The sequence below is a fragment of the Flavobacterium sp. N1994 genome (assembly GCF_025947145.1).
Classification (GTDB): domain Bacteria; phylum Bacteroidota; class Bacteroidia; order Flavobacteriales; family Flavobacteriaceae; genus Flavobacterium.
The window spans coordinates 1865900-1886562 of the sequence record NZ_CP109999.1 but is presented as its reverse complement, the minus strand read 5'-3'; the positions used below and the strand labels follow the sequence as shown (position 1 = coordinate 1886562).

At 34.3% G+C, this 20663-nt stretch carries 17 protein-coding genes and 1 tRNA gene; 13 read left to right on the top strand and 5 right to left on the bottom strand.

All coding sequences use genetic code 11. The features are described from left to right. Window positions 1-42: 42 nt before the first annotated feature. A complete protein-coding gene (gene polA, locus OLM53_RS08360) occupies window positions 43-2901 on the bottom strand; it encodes a DNA polymerase I (protein ID WP_264519780.1) in 2859 nt (952 codons plus the stop codon). A 160-nt stretch (window positions 2902-3061) separates the two neighbouring features. On the opposite strand from polA, the gene OLM53_RS08355 reads away from it, so the two are divergent. The 8 genes from OLM53_RS08355 to OLM53_RS08320 all read left to right on the top strand — a co-directional run bounded on the left by OLM53_RS08355 (window position 3062) and on the right by OLM53_RS08320 (window position 8946). After that, window positions 3062-3532 carry a hypothetical protein gene (locus OLM53_RS08355; RefSeq protein WP_264519779.1) on the top strand — a complete coding sequence of 157 codons (471 nt, stop codon included), beginning with the start codon at window positions 3062-3064 and terminating at the stop codon, window positions 3530-3532. 92 nt (window positions 3533-3624) lie between these two features. Continuing rightward, on the top strand, window positions 3625-4299 hold the full coding sequence (locus OLM53_RS08350; RefSeq protein WP_264519778.1) for a response regulator transcription factor: 675 nt from the start codon (window positions 3625-3627) through the stop codon (window positions 4297-4299). A 1-nt stretch (window position 4300) separates the two neighbouring features. Then, window positions 4301-5638 carry a sensor histidine kinase gene (locus tag OLM53_RS08345; protein ID WP_264519777.1) on the top strand — a complete coding sequence of 446 codons (1338 nt, stop codon included), beginning with the start codon at window positions 4301-4303 and terminating at the stop codon, window positions 5636-5638. A 108-nt stretch (window positions 5639-5746) separates the two neighbouring features. Then, on the top strand, window positions 5747-5947 hold the full coding sequence (locus tag OLM53_RS08340) for a hypothetical protein (protein ID WP_264519776.1): 201 nt from the start codon (window positions 5747-5749) through the stop codon (window positions 5945-5947). A gap of 235 nt (window positions 5948-6182) precedes the next feature. Then, a complete protein-coding gene (locus OLM53_RS08335) occupies window positions 6183-6383 on the top strand; it encodes a hypothetical protein (protein WP_264519775.1) in 201 nt (66 codons plus the stop codon). Between the two features lie 154 nt (window positions 6384-6537). Beyond that, on the top strand, window positions 6538-7770 hold the full coding sequence (locus OLM53_RS08330) for a metallophosphoesterase (RefSeq protein WP_264519774.1): 1233 nt from the start codon (window positions 6538-6540) through the stop codon (window positions 7768-7770). A 75-nt stretch (window positions 7771-7845) separates the two neighbouring features. After that, entirely contained in the window at window positions 7846-8142 is a 297-nt protein-coding gene (locus tag OLM53_RS08325; protein WP_136150834.1) for a thioredoxin family protein, read from the top strand. A 258-nt stretch (window positions 8143-8400) separates the two neighbouring features. Continuing rightward, on the top strand, window positions 8401-8946 hold the full coding sequence (locus OLM53_RS08320; protein WP_264519773.1) for a hypothetical protein: 546 nt from the start codon (window positions 8401-8403) through the stop codon (window positions 8944-8946). A gap of 8 nt (window positions 8947-8954) precedes the next feature. On the opposite strand, the gene OLM53_RS08315 is transcribed toward OLM53_RS08320, so the two are convergent. Continuing rightward, window positions 8955-9602 (bottom strand): polysaccharide deacetylase family protein, encoded by a 648-nt coding sequence (locus OLM53_RS08315; protein ID WP_264519772.1) that lies wholly within the window; start codon window positions 9600-9602, stop codon window positions 8955-8957. A 70-nt stretch (window positions 9603-9672) separates the two neighbouring features. Then, a complete protein-coding gene (locus OLM53_RS08310; RefSeq protein WP_264519771.1) occupies window positions 9673-12951 on the bottom strand; it encodes a DUF2723 domain-containing protein in 3279 nt (1092 codons plus the stop codon). 225 nt (window positions 12952-13176) lie between these two features. Here OLM53_RS08310 and OLM53_RS08305 point away from each other — a divergent pair. After that, window positions 13177-13247, top strand: a tRNA-Gln gene (locus OLM53_RS08305). Between the two features lie 56 nt (window positions 13248-13303). On the opposite strand, the gene OLM53_RS08300 is transcribed toward OLM53_RS08305, so the two are convergent. Continuing rightward, window positions 13304-14128: a universal stress protein gene (locus OLM53_RS08300; protein WP_264519770.1), complete on the bottom strand. Its 825-nt coding sequence runs from the start codon at window positions 14126-14128 to the stop codon at window positions 13304-13306. Window positions 14129-14298: 170 nt separating this feature from the next. Here OLM53_RS08300 and rimP point away from each other — a divergent pair, with 170 nt between their 5' ends. Genes rimP through OLM53_RS08280 form a run of 4 tightly spaced genes read left to right on the top strand, consistent with a single transcriptional unit; the run spans window position 14299 to window position 20035 of the window. Then, on the top strand, window positions 14299-14766 hold the full coding sequence (gene rimP / locus OLM53_RS08295; RefSeq protein ID WP_264519769.1) for a ribosome assembly cofactor RimP: 468 nt from the start codon (window positions 14299-14301) through the stop codon (window positions 14764-14766). Between the two features lie 9 nt (window positions 14767-14775). Next, the gene (nusA, locus tag OLM53_RS08290) at window positions 14776-16017 is read left to right on the top strand and encodes a transcription termination factor NusA (RefSeq protein ID WP_264519768.1); all 1242 of its coding nucleotides are present in this window, start codon (window positions 14776-14778) and stop codon (window positions 16015-16017) included. 37 nt (window positions 16018-16054) lie between these two features. Continuing rightward, on the top strand, window positions 16055-18847 hold the full coding sequence (gene infB / locus OLM53_RS08285) for a translation initiation factor IF-2 (RefSeq protein ID WP_264519767.1): 2793 nt from the start codon (window positions 16055-16057) through the stop codon (window positions 18845-18847). A 60-nt stretch (window positions 18848-18907) separates the two neighbouring features. Then, a complete protein-coding gene (locus tag OLM53_RS08280; RefSeq protein WP_264519766.1) occupies window positions 18908-20035 on the top strand; it encodes a hypothetical protein in 1128 nt (375 codons plus the stop codon). A 28-nt stretch (window positions 20036-20063) separates the two neighbouring features. On the opposite strand, the gene OLM53_RS08275 is transcribed toward OLM53_RS08280, so the two are convergent. Beyond that, window positions 20064-20453, bottom strand: coding sequence for an SPOR domain-containing protein (locus OLM53_RS08275; RefSeq protein WP_264519765.1), 390 nt, complete (start codon window positions 20451-20453; stop codon window positions 20064-20066). Window positions 20454-20663 lie beyond the last annotated feature (210 nt).

Here is a 20663-nt window from a genome sequence, read left to right as displayed (position 1 = left end):
TAATTAAATCGTTAAACTTTCTTGTTTAAAAGGGACGTTAATTTAATGTGCCTCTAACCAATTTCTGCCCATTCCCATTTCCACTTCTAGAGGAACGGCTAAAGTAAAAGCGTTTTCCATTTCGTGTTTGATCATGGGTTTTATCTTTTCTATTTCTGAAAGGTGTACATCAAAGACTAACTCGTCATGGACTTGCAACAGCATTTTTGATTTCCAATTTTCAGCAGATAATTTTTTATAAATATTGATCATCGCAATTTTAATGATATCAGCGGCCGAACCTTGAATAGGAGCATTGACGGCATTTCGTTCAGCCCCTCCACGCACTATGGCATTAGCCGAATTGATATCTTTCAAATAACGACGTCTTCCTAAAACCGTTTGCACATAACCATTTTCTCTGGCAAAATCCACTTGGTCAGACATGTAGGATTTAAGTTTGGGATACGTTTTGTAATAGGCATCAATCAAAGCGGCACTCTCTGAACGAGATAATGAAGTTTGGTTACTTAAACCAAATGCGGATACGCCATAAATAATTCCGAAGTTGACTGTTTTGGCATTGCTTCGTTGTTCTTTCGTAACGTCTTCCAAAGGAACATTGAAAACTTTAGCTGCAGTGCTTCTGTGAATATCCTCATGATTTTGAAAAGCTTTAATCATGTTTTCTTCGCCAGATAAAGCAGCAATAATTCTAAGCTCTATTTGAGAATAATCGGCAGAAAGTAAGGTGTAGTTTTCATCACGAGCGATAAATGCTTTTCGTATCAATCGACCTCTCTCGGTTCTAATCGGAATGTTTTGCAAATTGGGATTATTAGAACTCAAACGACCTGTTGCCGCTACCGTTTGCATGTAATCCGTATGAACTCTTTTGGTTTTTTTATCTACTTGATTTGGTAATGCTTCAATATAAGTACTTTGTAATTTTACCATTTGACGCCAATCCAGTATGTCTTTTACAATCGGATTGTCATGAGCCAAATAGGATAAAACTTCTTCCCCAGTAGCATATTGACCTGTTTTGGTTTTCTTTTGTTTGGTACCGCCGATTTTTAATTTATCAAATAAAATATCGCCAAGCTGTTTCGGTGAAGCTAAATTGAATTTTTCTCCAGCCGTTTCATATATTTTTTGTTCGAATAAATCGATTTCTTTTTGCATATCTACCGCCATCGATTTTAGGAAATCAACATCTAGATTGATGCCTTCCATTTCCATAGCGGCTAAAACAGGAATTAATGGAATTTCGATTTCGTCAAATAATTTTTTGGTTTCTGCTTTGTCTAAAATGGGACTGAATACCTCTTTTAATTGTAACGTAACATCAGCATCTTCAGCAGCATATTCTTTGATGTCCTCCAAAGGAACATCTCGCATAGACAATTGATTCTTCCCTTTTTTACCAATTAAAGTTTCAATCGATTTTGGCGCATATTTCAAATAGGTTTCGCTCAACACATCCATATTATGACGCATATCTGGATTGATGAGGTAATGCGCAATCATGGTGTCGAATAGTTTTCCTTTCACTTGAATGCCATAATTCGATAACACTTTCAAATCGTATTTGATGTTTTGCCCTATCTTTTCAATAGTTTCGCTTTCAAAAAAAGGCTTGAATTTATCAACTAAAATCTGAGCTTCCTCTTGATTCTCAGGAATCGGAACATAAAAGGCTTTTCCTTTTTCAAATGAAAATGACATGCCAACCAGTTCAGCATTTAAAGCATCTATTCCAGTAGTTTCAGTATCAAAGCAAACCGAAGTTTGATTCATTAAATTTTGCAAAAACAATTTCGTACCCAATTCTCCTTCAACAATCATATAATTGTGATCGGTGTTTTCTAAAGTGGCGTAATAGGAATGTGGCTTCGGTTCATCACTTTCATCATCAGAAAATCCAAATAAATCAAACTGATCTTGATTGGATTTTTTTACGGGAGCTTTTTTAGTTTCTGGAGATGCAGCTGTTTCAGAACTAGTACCATTCGAATCAATCTCATCGTATTCTTTACCCGTTCCAAAGAGTTTATCAAATTGAGTTTTCATTTGACGGAATTCCAATTCTTGAAACAAAGCATCTGTTTTCTCCACATCGGGTTTGGATAATTCAAAATCAGTGGCATCAAAAGTCACGGGACAGTCTAGTAAAATACGCGCTAGTTTTTTGGATAAAATTCCGAGTTCGGCATTGGCTTCAATCTTCTCTTTCATGGCACCCTTCAGCTTGTCGGTATTGGCCAAAAGATTCTCCATCGAACCAAATTCTTTCAAAAGTTTCTTCGCGGTTACTTCCCCAACGCCAGGCAAACCAGGGATATTATCAGCAGAGTCTCCCATCATCCCTAAAAAGTCAATTACTTGTAAAGGGTCCTCAATTTCAAACTTAGCTAAGACTTCAGGTACTCCCCAAATTTCAATATCATTCCCCATACGAGCGGGTTTGTACATGAAAATATTTTCAGAAACCAATTGTGCAAAATCTTTATCAGGTGTAACCATAAAAACTTGATAACCTTCTTTCTCAGCTTGTTTAGCTAAGGTGCCAATCAAATCATCAGCTTCGTAACCTGCTTTTTCCATAATCGGAATGTGCATGGCTTTTAATAATTCTTGGATATAAGGAACCGCAATTTTTATAGCCTCTGGAGTTTCATCACGGTGGGCTTTGTATTCTTTATACATTTCGTAACGATAATCGCTACCGCCTTTGTCAAAAGCTACCGCCAAATGATCTGGTTTTTCTCGTTTGATAACATCCATCAAAGAGTTCATAAACCCCATAATAGCTGAGGTATCCATTCCTTTCGAATTGATTCTCGGATTTTTTATAAAGGCATAATATCCGCGAAAAATTAAAGCATAAGCATCAAGGAGAAAAAGGCGTTTTTGTGACATGAAATCAATTTTTATAAGAATGTAAAAATAGGAATTTGATGTATATCTTTTGGTAAAATCATAAACTAAAGTTAAACTTTTTTAAATGGTTCTTTCTTAATTCAATCTTCATTTTAAGGATTTAGTTTTGCTTTCAAATTAAACGTAAACCATAAGAATTATGAAAAAAATAGTGGTAATACTATCCTTCTTTTGCACTTTATTACTGCAATCGCAAACGGTTGAAACCAAAACAGAAGTTGTGCCAACATTGGAAGTTCAAAAAGCGTTTCAAAAAGAATTTCCCAAAATCAAACCCGTTTGGAGACAAGAATTTACAGGGGATACTAAAGAGGAATTAAGTTATGAAGCTGATTTCGTTTTGAACAATACTAATATGACAGCGGTTTATAATGCTATCGGAGTTTTTAAACTCTTAGAGTATGAAATTCAACCAGCCGATATTCCAGAAAAGATTCTTCATTATATGGATAAAAATTATCCCAAAAACAAAATACAAAAAGCAGCAAAACAAATGACCAACAGCAATAAAATTACATATGAAATAGGGATTACTATAAATAACAATTGGGTTGATGCTCTTTTTGATAAAGAAGGAGATTTTTTAGAAATGGTCCCGAAAGATAATTGATTTGTGTTTTTAGAGTTGTAGGTTGATGAAAGTCGGTGAAGGGATTTGCCGGCTTTTTGATTACATTTACGTAACATTTTACTAAGATTTTCATGAAAGTTTTAATTGTTGAAGATTATAAAGAATTGGCCAATGAAATTATGGACTTCTTGTCAAAGAATGGCTATTTGTGTAAATGGGTGGCTAATTGCGAAGATGCCTTAGAGGAGATGAATGTCAATACTTATGATGCTATGCTTTTAGATTTGGGACTTCCTGATGGCGATGGATTTCAAGTTTTAAAAAGCATCAGAAAACAACAATCTAAAACGGCAGTTATTGTCATTACAGCTCGTGGTGAATTAGATGATAAAATCAATGGATTAGAATTAGGAGCCGATGACTATCTAACAAAACCGTTTGCACTTACCGAATTAGCAGCTCGTTTGTACGCTGTAATCAGAAGAATGAACGGATTTGTTACTAATGAAATGGAAGTGCACGGTTTTAAAATTCAGCTTCAAGATTATAAAATTACGTTTGAAGATTCTCCTCTTAGCTTGACTAAAAAGGAGTTTGATATTTTTCAGTATTTGGTTTTGAATAAAAACAGAGTCATTACCCGATTACAATTGACAGAACACGTTTGGGGCGATATTTTAGAATTAAATTCAGATTCTAATTTTGTGGATGTTCATGTTAGAAATTTAAGAAAGAAACTGGAAAAATTTACCAAAATAGATTGGTTTGAAACCGTTAGAAATGTGGGTTACCGTATAAATATTTAGCATGAGGATAAAACATCAGTTAGCTATTTTCAATGCCTTAACACGATTATTAATTATTGTGGTGTTGTGGTTTTCATTGCCTATACTGATTGAAAAAGTAGTTTACAAACACATCGACAAAACCCTTTTAGAAAAAAAGCAGAAATTCATTGAACATCTTGACAAAGAAGAAATCAACGATTTCATTACTCGAAATGACTCCACCGAAACCTATTCCAGTTTCTCAACGCTTCACAACGAATTCTTGCAGTTATACCAGTCAAAAGAAAAGTATGTTCAAACGGATTCCTACTTCAAAAATGAATCCCGAATCATAGAGGAAGAACAAAACGATTACCGAATTCTATACTATACTTTCGAATACGAAAACACAACTTACAAGTTAGAAATCGGAATTAGTCTTGATGAAATTAAAGATTTGACTTTCGTTATTCGCTTGTTCATTCTCATTGTATTATGCATTGTAGTGGTGTTTACATTTTTGGTGGATACCGTTTTTGTGGAATATTTGCTAAAACCTTTTTACCGAATCATCAACAAAAAAATCAGAAATGTCAATGCTCCCGAACGATTTGATTATACGACCATTCAATCTCATTCTACTGATTTCAAAGAACTGGATGAAGTGCTCAATCAAATGATGAAAAGAATACAAGAGCATTTTTCCAACGAAAAACAATTTATTGCCAATGTCTCTCATGAATTAATGAGTCCGATAGCCTTACTTAAAAACAGGTTCGAGAATTTACTTCAAAACGAATCGATAAATGATGAAGGGATTGATAAAATTGCGAGTTCCCTCCGAACGTTAGATTTGCTAAAAAAAATAATCAATAATCTATTGCTGATTTCTAAAATCGAAAACAATCAGTTTGTCAATAACGAACAGATATCCATTAAAGAATTAGTGCAGGAAATCATGGATGACTTTGAGGATCGAATTGAAGAAAAGGGAATTGCTGTTGTAAATGAAATAAAGGAAGACTTCATCTTTTTAGGCAACAAAACACTCATCCGAATAATGATTTATAATTTGTTGCTCAATGCTATTAAATACAATATTCAAAATGGTAAAATTATACTGAATACCAATTTTTCGGGAGACCACTATTGGTTAACGATATCCGATACAGGAAAAGGAATGTCGGATATCCAATTGACCAAAATCTTTGATCGTTTTACCCGAATCGATTTAGAACAAGAAGGACAAGGTTTAGGCTTAGCCATTGTAGATAGTATTGCTAAATTTCATCATATCGAAATCAAAGTGGCTTCTACAGTTACGGTTGGAACTACTTTTGTTATTCAATTTCCAGTCACTCTCACAAAGAAAAGTTAAACTTTTTGTCAAAGGGTATTTCTTCATTTTCTCTTCATTTTACAGTTATAATTTTGGGTAACAATAATAACAATAGTGTTATTTATTAATTCAAAAAAAATAGAAATCATGAGAAAAATTGTAATGTTAGCTTTGCTTGTTCTAGGAACAACAGCTTTCGCAAATGGAGTACAAACTCCAACAACAGGAACTCCAACAACAAAAGAAGCGCCTGCTAAAAAACACCACAAAAAACATCATCGCAAAGCCAAAAAAGTAGAAGCAACTAAAACAGAAGGTGCTAAAACCGAAACACCAGCCAAAAAATAGGCCCTAAAAGGAAATAGCTTTGAGTCTTACTCTTAAAGTTATAGTGAGTAGTTATTAATTCCGGAAAAAGCTGATGTGAGTCAGCTTTTTTTGGTTAGAAAAATAACAGAAATCAAGCCAAATCAAAATAGTTTGTTAAACTTTTCAAAAGGCGTAAATCTTCATTTAATCTTCATTTAACGATGGTACATTTGTCTTGTAAATAATAAATAATTAATTTTTAAAACTTAAAATCATGAAAAAAGTATTGATGTTAGTAGCAGTAGTTCTAGGAACAACAGTTATGGTAAACGCTCAAACAGCTCCAGCTAAAGATGCAAAAGCGGCTCCAGCTAAAGAAGTAAAAGCGGATAAAAAAGCTGAGAAAAAAGAAGCTAAAAAAGCGGCTCCAGCTAAAAAAGTAGAAGCTGCTCCAGCTGCTCCAGCAAAAAAATAACTAAAACTTTTGTAAAAAAGTAGTCAAGCAAGACGTTAGTTGAGAAAAGACCAATGGAAATCTCCATTGGTCTTTTTGCTTTAACTAAAGTTAAAATTCTCCAAAAACAAAAGTTCAAAACAACTTTCTTTGTTAATTTGTTAAAAATTTAAAAATGGCTTTTCGCTTACTCCTTCTTTTCTTAATCGTTGCTATAGTGGAAGTCTATGCTTTTCAAGCAATAAAAACAGTAACCAAGTCCAAATGGTTTCTAATAAGTTATGTTGTTATTTCGGTGGCAGCTATTCTTTTTATTGCCTATCAGTTTATGAAATTTGATAGAAGTGTAGGCCAAACCAAGATGACGCTAATCACTTTGGGCTTATTGCTTTTAGTGTTGTTGCCAAAAATTGTCCTATCATTCATAATGCTCTTAGAAGATGTGATGCGAATTTTAATGGGAACCGTTACGCATTTTATGGGACATAATTCCGATAGTTTTCTGCCTCACAGAAGAAAATTCGTCAGCCAAGTAGCGCTTGGATTAGCAGCAGTGCCTTTTCTTTCTTTGATATACGGAATGACCGTTGGCAAATACAATTTTAAAGTGCTTCGTCAAACTTTATACTTCCCCGATTTACCAAATGCTTTTGATGGATTTAAAGTGACGCAAATTTCAGATGTACATAGCGGCAGTTTTGATAACGAAGAAAAAATAAGATACGCCATCGATTTAATTAACGAGCAAGAAGCCGATTTACTTTTGTTTACCGGAGATATTGTCAATGCTAAAGCTGATGAAATGCATCCGTGGATTGACATTTTTAAAGGCATCAAAAAATACGAATATGGTAAATATTCCATTTTAGGGAACCATGATTACGGAGCTTATCTAGATTGGAAATCAGAAAAAGAAAAAGCCGAAAACTTTACCGCCATCAAAGACTTACACCGTCAAATTGATTTTAAATTGATGTTGAACGAACACATAAAAATCAAAAAAGGAACTGACGAAATTGCTTTAGTAGGCGTAGAGAACTGGGGAAAACATTTTGGAGAATTTGGTGATATTGACAAAGCCACTGAAAACCTAGCGGCATCCGATTTCAAAATCCTAATGAGTCACGATCCAAGTCATTGGGAATACATTGTAAAACGGCATCCGAAAAATATTCAACTTACGCTTTCAGGTCATACTCATGGAATGCAATTTGGAATTGAAATCCCTGGCTATTTTAAATGGAGTTTAGCCCAATACATGTACAAACAATGGGCAGGATTGTACCAAGAATTTGGAAGATATATTTATGTCAATCGCGGTTTTGGCTTCCATGCTTATCCTGGACGTGTGGGTATTATGCCCGAAATAACGGTTTTTGAACTAAAAAAAGGCAATAATGTGGCATAATTAGTTAAAAATGCTACATTTGTGCTTTAATTTACTTTTGAAACTATAGTAATTAAGTAAAAACGTTTTGGTTTTATGTCAAAATTTGGAGAATTAATCAATGCTCAAGTTCCAGTATTAATCGATTTTTATACTGAGTGGAACGAATCATCCGTATCAATGCACCCTGTAATTAGAGATGTAGCGGCGGCACTTGGCGATAGAGCAAAAGTGATAAAAATTGATGTAGATAAAAATCAGGAATTGGCCGATGCATTACGTATCAAAGGATTACCAACTCTAATGATTTATAAAGAAGGTCAAATGGTTTGGAGACAATCCGGAGAACTAGATGCCAATACCATTATTGGACTCGTGCAAGAACAATTGTAATCACTTACCACCCTATAAAAAAGGCGAATCAGAAATGGTTCGCCTTTTGTTTTTTTGATAAATACTTTTTCATCACGGTACTCTCAAATGTACTTTTTTTTAATTCATCAAATGCCTCTTCTAGGTTTCGAAAATTGATTTTAAAAACTTTGGCAAAATTTTTGATAAGAAAAAGTGTCACAAAGAAAGTTGTCGCAAAAATAAATGTGACAAAAAAAATTGTGACATTAAGTTTATTGTAATTTATAAAAAAAAATCATGAAGAGAAAGAGTTTACGTCAAGCCCATTCTAACAGATTAATGTTTGGGCTTACACAGCAGGAAATCGCTTTGATATTAAATGTTAGCCGCAGTCACTTGTCCCACCATGAAGGCAACAGAAGAAATTTGCCGTCTGCAGCGAACTTAAGGTTGCAAGAAATGATGCTTTACATGCTCACCCCCGAGGCTCAAGCCTTGCAAAATCTTCCTAATCAGAAACAAGAGGAAAGCAAAATAAAAAACATCCTTGAGATACGACTTAAAGAAAATGAATACCAATTGCAGGTCATTGCTCGAAAAATAACTGCAACTCAGGAAAAAGTAGCCAAGTATGCTAAGGCAGTTCAACTAATGCACTTTTTAAATTTGCCAGAACAAGTTGCCAAAGCAGCCGCGCCAAATGTTTTAGAGGCTATAACGGCAACAGCCCTTAGGAATTACAATGAAAATAATTCGCAATTGAGTGTATTACTTATAGACCAAGAGTTGTTGCAACTGCAACATAAAGTTCTTGAAAAAGCAATGCTTAAATTTGAAAAATAAAGTACCGATTACTCTATTTTAGCACAAACAAATCCCCGCTCTTTCAAATACGCCAAGGTTTTAGGCAACACATACCGAAGATTGGGCTCGGCTTTCAAACTATCGTGGAAAACAATAATGCTACCAGTGGTGACGTTGTTAAGTACGTTTGCCAAACATTGTTCTGGGGTAATGCTTCGGTCAAAATCACAACTCAACACATCCCACATAATAATTTTATACCCCATCTTGCGCAAAATCCTAGATTGAGCCGGTTTAATTTTCCCATAAGGAGGTCTAAACAACTCTTTATCTTGCTTCTTGCTTCTTGCTTCTTGCTTCTCCATAAGCATCGAACACTTCATTGTGTTTTCAATATAGTCTTTAGTATCCGTTTCCCAACCTTTAACATGATTAAAAGTATGGTTCCCAATAGCGTGTCCTTCAGCGATTACTTGTTCAAAAATAGCGGGATGTTTTTCAATGTTATTGCCAATGCAAAAAAAAGTAGCTTTTGCATCATAGGCTTTCAATTGTTCTAAAGTCCAAGCTGTAATTTCAGGTGTCGGGCCATCATCAAAAGTTAAGTAGACTTTCTTCTCACGGTTAGGAATGTCCCAAACGTACTTCGGAAAAAGCAACTTAATAAACGGATTTATCTTGACCCAAAAACTCATAGTTTAAATATAAAAAAAATGTGCCAATAAGAACTATCCAATTGGCACATCTTCCATTTTTAAAGTAACCTTATTCTAAATCTCTACCAAAACGACCAAAGCGTTGTACTAAAGCATTAAAAGCAGGTTTGTTTTTGTTATAGAATTCAAGATCCTTGTGGTCTTTCATTACCACTAATAAACTTCGGTAGCGCTCAATGTCGGTAATAATATCAGAAGCAATACCGTTTTGAACAGAAGGTTGAATACCGGAATAATACGTTAAACTTTGTTTGTATTTAGTCATCAAGCGTTCTAACAACTCACGAGCTTTAGCTTTTTCACCCAATTCATAATACCCACTGGCAAAAGGCTCCACCATAGTGTAATAGCCATAATAATCCATTGGCATTTTGGTTAAAGCTACCTCAATAATCTTTTTCGCTTTCTCAGTTTTCCCTTCATTGATTAACTGTTCCATTAATCGCGCCATGTTCGTGCGGTACGAAATACTGTTTTTACGAGTTTCAGGATCGTGGTAAATAGTCGTTAAGTCACCATTACCCCAAACCCATTTCATGACCAAGTTATACATCTTATCGCTATCAATATTCCCCATATCATAAGGATTGTCTTTATCGATAGGCGTTTTAACAGGAACCAATTTATAAACTAATCCGTCCAATTGCAGGTAATCTTTCATCCAAAGATAATCGTCATCCCCAAAACTTCCTCCCGTAAAATAGATAGGACGTTTCCAATCATTATTAGCCAAAACATCCAAAGCCATCAAACGGTTTTTATACAAAGCACTGCCTTTGATGTCCAAATCGATATAAGGCACAATAGAGTCATAGTATCTTGGATTCACCACTTTGTTTCTGATGATGGCCGCTTTGTCAATAGGAATTCTGATTTTATTGGTTGGATAGAAATGAATGGTTTGTCCATTGCCCATCTCCACCGTAGATCTTTTATCTTTTATAAAATTAATCCAAGCTTTTAAATCCCAACGCGCCTCCGTTTTCGGAATATGAGCCACATAATCTAATTTATCCCCCACATACTCATCATGAGTAAATGAAATAGGCAATCCATCTGATTTATAAGTCTTAAACTTCATCTGATCGATATACCAATCCGTCATAAACAATTGGGTATTCACAATTTTGATGTCAGTTCGAACCCCTTCAATCTCTTGAGCATACCAAAGCGGGAAAGTATCGTTATCCCCAATGGTATACAAGATGGCATTAGCATCACAAGACTCTAAGTAATTTTTCGCCATAGCAATAGCCGTATATTTTTTAGCTCGACTATGATCATCCCAGTTTTGAGAAGCCATCAAGACCGGTGCCGCAAGTAAACAAGTTCCAATTACTATAGGTCCTACCAATTTAGATTTAACCCTTTCTGAAATCATTTCATAAATAGCATAGACCCCAAAGCCTAACCAAATGGCAAACACATAAAACGAACCTACCAAGGCGTAATCTCGTTCACGAGGCTCAAAAGGTCTTTCGTTTAGGAATATTTTTAGAGCAATACTAGTAAATAAGAACAAGGCCAAAAGCACATAAAAGCTTTTCAAATCTTTTTGAGCATGGTACATCAGTCCAATTAGTCCAATAAAGAAAGGCAAGAAGTAATACAGATTTCTTCCTTTGTTGTTCTTAACATCATCTGGTAAATTTTCTTGAGAACCTTTACCTAAGTGAATTTCATCAATAAATTTGATGCCACTCAACCAATTTCCATCTAAGTTATCATATTTCCCTTGAACGTCGTTTTGTCTTCCCACAAAGTTCCATAGTAAATAACGACCATACATATAGCCAAATTGGTATTCAAACATGAAACTTAAATTGTCCCAAGTGGATGGTTTTTCAACTGTTAGATAGTCGCTGTATTTTTTCAAAAACGAAACATAGTCCTCATTGTCAATTTTTTTCTGAGCATAAGCCGTTTTAAATTCAGAAACTGTTTTTTGCATTTCATCTTTCAATTGACCCACAGCCATGGTAACTTGTTCTTCACTAAGACTATCAATATTAACGCCATATTGCGCTAAATCCTCTTCATATGGATAATCTTTTCTTAGCTCCACTTTAGGAACTCCTGTAAACTGAATGTAGTTATCAATATTATCGGTACTCCAAAGTCTTGGAAGTATTGCTTTTTGGGAATTATCACTGTTTTGCTCAGCATTTTTATAATTGTTTACAATAACATATTTTCCTGTTTTGTAATCTCTCTCGTAGTTAGGGGCTTTGTCTAAATAAGGTTCATCTTTATCCAAACCAGCAAAAGTATCCGTATACTGCGGACCATAAAACAATGGATTTACTCCATATTGCTCTCGGTTATAATAAGCTAACACCTCGGCAGCATCGGAAGGTTTGTTTTCATTAATAACCACATTGGCATTGGCACGAATTGGCAACATCATCCATGTTGAAAAACCAATAAGTACAAAAAGAATACATAATAAAACCGTATTCAAAAGTGGATGGTTTTTTTGACGGGTATAGCGTAATCCAAAATAAAAGAAAGCTATAATCAACAACAACGCAAAGATGGTTCCTGAGTTGAAAGGCAACCCAAAGCTATTTACCATGAAGATCTCAGTCTTTCCAAAGAAGGCTAGGGTATATGGCAATAATAATTTAAAAATAAACAATAAAACTGCAACGATAATGATGTTAGCCAGAATAAAATTCTTGATGGTAACGGTTTTGTAGTTTTTGAAGTAATATAAAAACCCAATGGCAGGAATGGTCAATAAAGCCATAAAGTGAACTCCAAAAGAAAGTCCAACTAATAATGAAATCAACAATAACCAACGATTACCTCTCGGGGTATGCATATCTTCTTCCCAACGCAATCCCAACCAAAACAATATAGCAATAAACAAAGAAGCCATGGCATAGACCTCTGCTTCAACAGCACTCGACCAAAAACTGTCCGAAAAAGTAAACGCTAAGGAACCTACAAAAGAACTTCCTAAAATTACAATAGCTTTACTTTTATCAATTTCAGTATATTGAGAAACAATTTTTCGCAACAATATAGAGGAAGACCAAAACATAAATAATATAGTAAAGGCACTTGAGAATACGGATAACATATTAACCATTAAGGCAACGGTTTCTTTACTGGTGGCAAACATCGCGAAGAAGGCTCCAAGAATTTGAAATAGTGGAGCTCCAGGTGGATGACCTACTTCTAATTTTGCTGAGGTGGAGATGTACTCGCCACAATCCCAAAAACTCATGGTAGGTTCAACAGTTAATGAAAAGGTAACTAAGGCAATGGTAAATGCAGCCCATCCTAAGATGGTGTTCCATTTGTTGAAATTGAAGTTCATCATATAGCTATGAAATGAAGGGTTTTATTTTGATGCTACAAAGAAACTATTTTTTTCAACGTAAGTTTACTTGCGTTAACAAAATTTTCTAAAACAACTTAACGATTTAAGTTCAAGTTTATTATGACCGTAAAAGAAAAGAATTAAGCAACTACTTTTAATTTTTATACTTATTTATTTGTGTAAAATAAAATTTGTACTAAATTTGCACTCGCGTTAAGCAAAACCTGGTCTATGGTGTAATGGTAACACAACTGTTTTTGGTGCAGTCTTTCAAGGTTCGAGTCCTTGTAGACCAACAAAAAAAGCCTCTCAATTTTGAGAGGCTTTTTTATTTTTAGAAGTAGCTGTAAAATTATATTTTAAAAGTAACTACAGGTCGCGAAGCATGATTTACTAAGTCTTCACTAATGCTACCATTGAAAAAGTGTGCAATACCTTTTCTGCCATGTGTACTAACACCGATTAAATCTGCATCAATATGGTTTGAAAAGTTTAATATTCCGTTTTCAACATTTACATCATTATAAATATTAATAGAATATTTGTTAATAGTAAAGTTGGAAGCAAAATTTCTCATAATTTCTTCAGCAACATGAGTTGGTTTGAAACTACTTGGAGTGTTAATCATAGCTAATTGTAATTCTGCATCAAATTTATTGGCGAATTCAACTACTTTGGCGAAAGGTTTTTTAATTTCATCTGAAAAGTCAGAGGCAAATACAAATTTGTCTACATTGAACTGTCCAACATCTTTTTTAATAATCAAAACAGGTGCTTCAGAATTTCTGACTACTTTTTCAGCATTTGAACCAATGAACATTTCTTTGAAACCATTGGCGCCATGTGAACCCATTACAATTAAATCAACTTCGTTTTTTCTACTAATATTCAGGATGCCGTCGAATGCTAGTTCAAACTGTATAATTTCAGAAACTTTTAATCCTTCTAAACATTCATCATCCATTAAATCCTCAAGTCTATTGATGGCAAAGTTTTTAAAAAGCATTATTTCAGGTAAATCATGACCACTCCCTATAGCATCACCAGCCTGATGAGGTAATTCTAACATGTGTAATAATATGATTTCTCCACCATTTTTTTTAGCAATTTGTGAAGCAACTTTTAGTGCGTAATAGGCGTGATCTGAAAAGTCGGTAGGGACTAAGATTTTTTTCATAATATAAAAAGTAAATTTTGGATTGTAAATTTTAAGACAATAAAGGTATTATTTTTTTTTTGATACAACAACATTTTTTGATTTATAAAAAAATAACTATATTTGCCCCGTTATTTATCATTCAAACTAAATAATGAGGGAAGCATTGCTTCCCTCTTTTTATACAACCTATGGCATTTAGAGACAAAGTTTTGCAATTATTAGAGGAAGGATTACAAGAAAGACCTTCTTTGTTTCTTGTAGATTTAAACATTTCAGACAGTTATAAAATTACCGTAACTTTGGATGGAGATAATGGTGTAAATTTGCAAGACTGTATTGATATCAGTCGAGCTATAGATAATAATTTAGACCGTGAAGAACAAGATTTTTCACTAGAAGTAGCTTCGGCAGGAGTTTCAACCCCTTTGAAAATGGTTAGACAATATAAGAAAAATATTGGAAGAACTTTAAAGGTAAAAACCGCTACCGAAACAATAGAAGCAGTTTTAGAACAAGTTTCTGATGAAAGCATAGTGCTAAGTTGGACGACAAGAGAACCAAAAAAAATAGGAAAAGGAAAAGAAACGGTTCAGAAGACGTTAACTCTTCCTTATTCAGAGATAAAAGAAGCAATTGTTACAATAATATTTAATTAAAATTTAGGCATGGAGAATATTGCATTAATCGACTCGTTTTCAGAGTTTAAAGACGATAAACTTATTGATCGAGTAACGCTTATGGCGATTTTGGAAGATGTGTTTAGAAATGCATTGAAAAAGAAATACGGTTCTGATGATAACTTTGACATCATCATTAATCCTGATAAAGGAGATATGGAGATTTGGAGAAGAAGAATTGTTGTTGCTGATGACGATTTAGATTTAGAAAACGAAGAAATTACCCTAACAGAAGCAAGAAAAATTGAAGCCGATTTTGAAATTGGTGAAGAAGTTTCTGAAGAAGTAAAATTGATTGATTTAGGAAGAAGAGCTATTTTAGCTTTACGCCAAAACTTGATTTCAAAAATTCACGAACACGACAATACCAATCTTTACAAACAATTTAAAGATCTGATAGGTGAAATTTACACTGCAGAAGTACACCATGTTCGTCCAAGAGTTGTAATTTTGATTGATGACGAAGGAAACGAAATTGTTTTACCAAAAGAAAAACAAATTCCATCTGACTTTTTCCGTAAAGGAGATAACGTTCGTGGTATTATTGAAAGCGTTGAATTGAAAGGAAATAAACCTCAAATTATCATGTCGAGAACGGCAGATAAATTTTTGGAAAAATTATTCGAACAAGAAATTCCAGAAGTTTTTGACGGTTTGATCATGATTAAAAAAGTAGTAAGAATTCCAGGAGAAAAAGCAAAAGTAGCCGTAGATTCTTATGATGATAGAATTGATCCAGTTGGAGCTTGTGTGGGTATGAAAGGGTCTAGAATTCACGGAATTGTTCGCGAATTAGGAAATGAAAATATTGATGTAATTAACTATACTACTAATTTGCAGTTGTATATCACAAGAGCTTTAAGTCCTGCAAAAGTATCTTCCGTTAAAATTGATGAAGAGAAAAAAAGAGCTGAAGTATTCTTGAAATTAGAAGAAGTATCAAAAGCAATAGGACGTGGTGGACACAATATCAAATTAGCTGGGCTTTTAACAGGTTACGAATTAGACGTAATCAGAGAAGGAAGTGCAATTGAAGAAGATGATGTTGAATTAACTGAGTTCTCAGACGAAATCGATGGATGGGTTATTGATGAGTTTGCCAAAATCGGATTGGATACTGCTAGAAGTATTTTGAATCAAGATGTTGCTGATTTAGTAAGAAGAACCGATTTAGAAGAAGAAACTATTTTAGAAGTAATAAGAATATTGAAAGAAGAGTTTGAGGACTAATTTTTTCACCCAAAATTGATAACATTAAAAAGATTATATGTCTGAAGGAAATATTAGAATTAATAAAGTTTTAAGAGAGTTAAATATTTCTCTGGAAAGAGCTGTGGATTATCTTAAGGATAAGGGTATTGCTATTGAAGCAAGTCCCAACACAAAAATTTCCGACGATGTATATACTATTCTTTGCGGACAATTTGCCGGAGACAAAGGCAATAAAGAAGCTTCAAAAGGAGTAAGTGAAGAAATTAGAAAAGAAAAAGAAGCGCTTCGAATAGAAAGAGAAAAAGAAATCGAAGACAAACGCAAACAAGACGAAGAGCGTCAACAACAACAAGAGTTGATTAAAGCAAAAGCGGTTGTTACGGGTCCCAAGCAAGTTGGAAAAATCGATTTACAACCTAAAGCAACTCCAACTCCTCCGGCTCAAGAACCAAAAATTACGGCTGAAAAGAAAGAAATTGTAACGCCAAAAGAAGTTATAGCTCCACCAGTTGCTCCAGTTGAAACTAAAGCAGTTGAAATCAAAGCAGTTGAAAAACCACAAGTTGTTGCAGAAGAAGCACCTGTAGACGAAACACACACTACACAATATCAAAATCTTACTGGGCCAGTCTTAACAGGACAAAAAATAGATTTAACTCAGTTTAATAAGCCTAAAAAGAAAAAAGAAGAGTTCAAAAAAGACGCCAATAAGCCTGCTGCTGGAACTCCAGCAAACGCACAAAATGCAGGAGCAAATAATAACGCGAATAAAAACAAAAGAAAAAGAATATTGCCTAAAGCTGGAGAAGCAGGCAAACCGGCTATTACTGCTGGTGGAGGAGGAAGTAATGCTTTTGGGCCTAATAAACCAGGAGGTAACAAACCAGGAGGCGGTGGTTTCCAAAAAGGAAATCGTCCTGCTATAGTTCAAAAAGTAGAGCCTACTGAAGAAGAAGTTAAAAATCAAATTAAAGAAACTTTAGAGCGTTTACAAGGTAAAGGAAACAAATCTAAAGCAGCTAAATACAGAAGAGATAAACGTGATTCTCACCGTCAAAGAAGTGAGGAAGAAATGCAAGCGCTTGAGGAAGGAAGCAAAACTATCAAAGTAACAGAATTCGTTACTGTTGGAGAAGTAGCGACCATGATGGATGTGCCTATTACTAAAGTTATAGGAACATGTATGTCATTAGGAATCATGGTTACGATGAATCAACGTTTGGATGCTGAGACTTTATCTATTGTTGCAGATGAATTTGGTTTTGAAGTTGAATTCATAACAACTGATATCGAAGACGCAATTGAAATTGTTGAAGATAGAGAAGAAGATTTAGTATCTCGTGCGCCAATCGTAACTGTAATGGGTCACGTAGATCACGGTAAAACATCGTTACTAGATTATATCCGTAAAGAAAATGTAATCGCAGGTGAATCAGGAGGAATTACACAACATATCGGAGCTTATGCTGTTACTTTAGATGGAGGACAAAAAATCACATTCTTGGATACACCAGGTCACGAAGCGTTTACCGCTATGCGTGCTCGTGGAGCTCAAGTTACCGATATCGCTATTATTGTAGTAGCTGCGGATGATGATATCATGCCACAAACCAAAGAAGCTATTAGTCACGCGCAAGCGGCTAATGTTCCTATGATATTTGCTATTAACAAGATTGATAAACAAGGAGCCAATCCTGAAAAAATCAAAGAGAAATTAGCAGCCATGAACTTATTAGTAGAAGACTGGGGTGGTAAATACCAATCGCATGATATTTCAGCTAAAAAAGGAACTGGAGTTAAAGAATTATTAGAAAAAGTATTGCTTGAAGCTGAAATATTAGACTTAAAAGCAAATCCAAATAAACCAGCAGTTGGAACTGTTGTTGAAGCTCAATTAGATAAAGGTAGAGGATATGTGTCCACTATCTTGGTACAATCGGGGACTTTGAAAGTGGGGGATTATGTATTGGCAGGAAAAAATCATGGTAAAGTGAAAGCGATGCATGATGAAAGAGGTCATAATGTTTTAACGGCTGGTCCATCAACACCAATATCTATATTAGGTTTGGATGGTGCGTCAACTGCAGGAGATAAGTTTAATGTATTTGAAGACGAAAGAGAAGCTAAACAAATTGCTACTAAACGTATTCAGTTAATGCGTGAACAATCGGTTAGAACACAACGTCATATTACCTTGGCTGAGATTGGTCGTCGTATAGCTTTAGGACAATTTAAAGAATTGAACATTATCCTTAAAGGAGACGTGGATGGTTCTGTAGAAGCACTTTCTAGTGAGTTCGCTAAATTGTCTACAGAAGAAATTCAAATCAACATTATCCATAAAGGAGTTGGTGCTATTACAGAAACTGACGTTATGTTAGCTTCTGCTTCGGATGCGATTATTATTGGATTTAATGTTCGTCCGGCTGGAAATGCACGTCAACTGGCTCAAAAAGAAGAAATCGATATCAGAAACTATTCTATTATTTATGATGCCATCAATGACTTGAAAGATGCTATGGAAGGAATGCTTTCTCCAGAAATGAAGGAAGAAATTACTGGAACGGCTGAAATCAGAGAAATATTTAAAGTGTCTAAAGTGGGAACTATCGCTGGATGTATGGTTACCGATGGTAAAATCTTTAGAAACTCTAAAATACGTATCATACGTGAAGGCGTTGTAATTTATACTGGAGAGTTAGCTACTTTAAAACGTTTTAAAGACGATGTTAAAGAGGTCTCTAAAGGCTATGATTGCGGTATGCAAATCAAGAATTACAACGACATTGAGCAACTAGATATCATCGAAGCTTTCCAAGAAGTGGAAGTGAAGAAAAAGATCAAATAATAATAAAAAGTCTCGATTTAATCGGGACTTTTTTATTTTAGCTACAAATAAGGCAGTTTTATGAAAAAAACGATATTTACTTTTTACATGTTCTTTACTCTTGGAGCCTTTGCTCAAGACAATGAGGTTCATTTAATTTCTTTAGCAAACAAAAATAACCTTGCCATTGATAGTGATTTCTATATTGAAAATATATACGATGGTAGACAAGTAACTGAAAATATAGGTACAGTTTATGAGCTTTTCAACAATAAGGTTCCTGCCAATTTTGAAAAGCCTTTTATTGAAGAACTGCGGTCGTTGTTTGCAGTATTGTATCCAAAAAAAGATAATATAAAGCCTATTTCAGTCAGGATTAATGAATTGTATATTACCGAAGCAAGCGCCAATACAGAAACAAATAGAAAGGAATTGGCTTCGGCAACTGTTGTTCTGGATATCATTGAAAAAGGAGCAGATGGGAAAGAATATATTTTAGGAACTTATTTTGCAACTAGAGAAAATACACGGTCAGATGTAACTAAGTTGCACCCTGCATTAATTACTGCAGCTATAAAAAATACTTTTGAGAATTATAAAAATTCCAAACAAGTTTATCAAACACCGATTCCTTTTGACCAAGATGAGCCTGTTAATACAAAAAATACAAACATCAAAGAAGGGGTTTATCTTAATTATAAGGATGTTTTTAACCAACACGCACTAAGTCTGGAAGATTATTCTATCACTAAGTATAAGGAGGGTTTTTGTCTTACAAACAGAGTCACCGGAAGGATAGAAACTGCATTTTATGGATTTAGTGATGGGCAAAATTTTTACATCAATTTATTTCAATTCTCAACGGTTCGGTATTATTTGAAAACTGAAATTATGGGTGACCGCTACTTTATTGATGAAGTGTTCGAGAGTAATCTCGATTTTGGGGGATATTATGTGACTTATGGAGGAATGATTGGTGGACTCGGAGGTGCTTTGGCTATGACTTTAATCAGTAACGGAAACAACACTTCTGAACTAAAAAAAATACCGTTAGTTCTTGATAGGGTAAACGGTACGCCAACTTTTCTCTCTGATAAATATATTTTAAGAATACTAGAATCAAATAAAGAATTATTGAAAGAATATAAAAAGACGCAAAGAACACCGGCAGATAAAAAGCTATTTTACATGCGGATTCATGGTCTATAAAAAAGGCCTGATTATATCGGGGGCTTTTTTATTTATTCGGCTTAATTAAAAAAGCATTTGGATATTTTTTCTTTAGATCATTTAGGTTTTTTTCGGCTTCAATTCGGGTTTTGAAATTGCCGACCCATACCTTATATAAAGGAGTGCTAAAAACAATAGTAGCATCCATATTCTTATTGTCTCTTTTAAAATCGAGCAACGTTTTCTTAGAATTCTCGGTATCCCCGTTAAAAATTTGAATTTTATAACGATCATTTATGGTTATAGAGCTGTTTATTTTTCTTTTTTCGTTTAGTAGTTGTTCAAATTTCGGATCTTGAGTTACAGTCACTTTTCCGTCTTGAGAATGACTTTTTTGTGATAATAATAAAAGAAAAGGTAGCGCTAAAAAAACTTTTAATTGGGATAAATTTGGCATAATGATTTGATTTTTATACAAATGTAAAACTTAATAAATTAAACAAAACCTTAAATGTTATTTAGAATTAATATAAATTGATATTTAAGATATATTTAAGGTTTTGAGAATAGTTCATAAGTCGTATTTTTGTGCAAGTTTTTAATAAAGTGTCGATTTTTAAACTGAATTGCTTTCAGAAAAAATCATGCCAACATTAGTAGATAATCA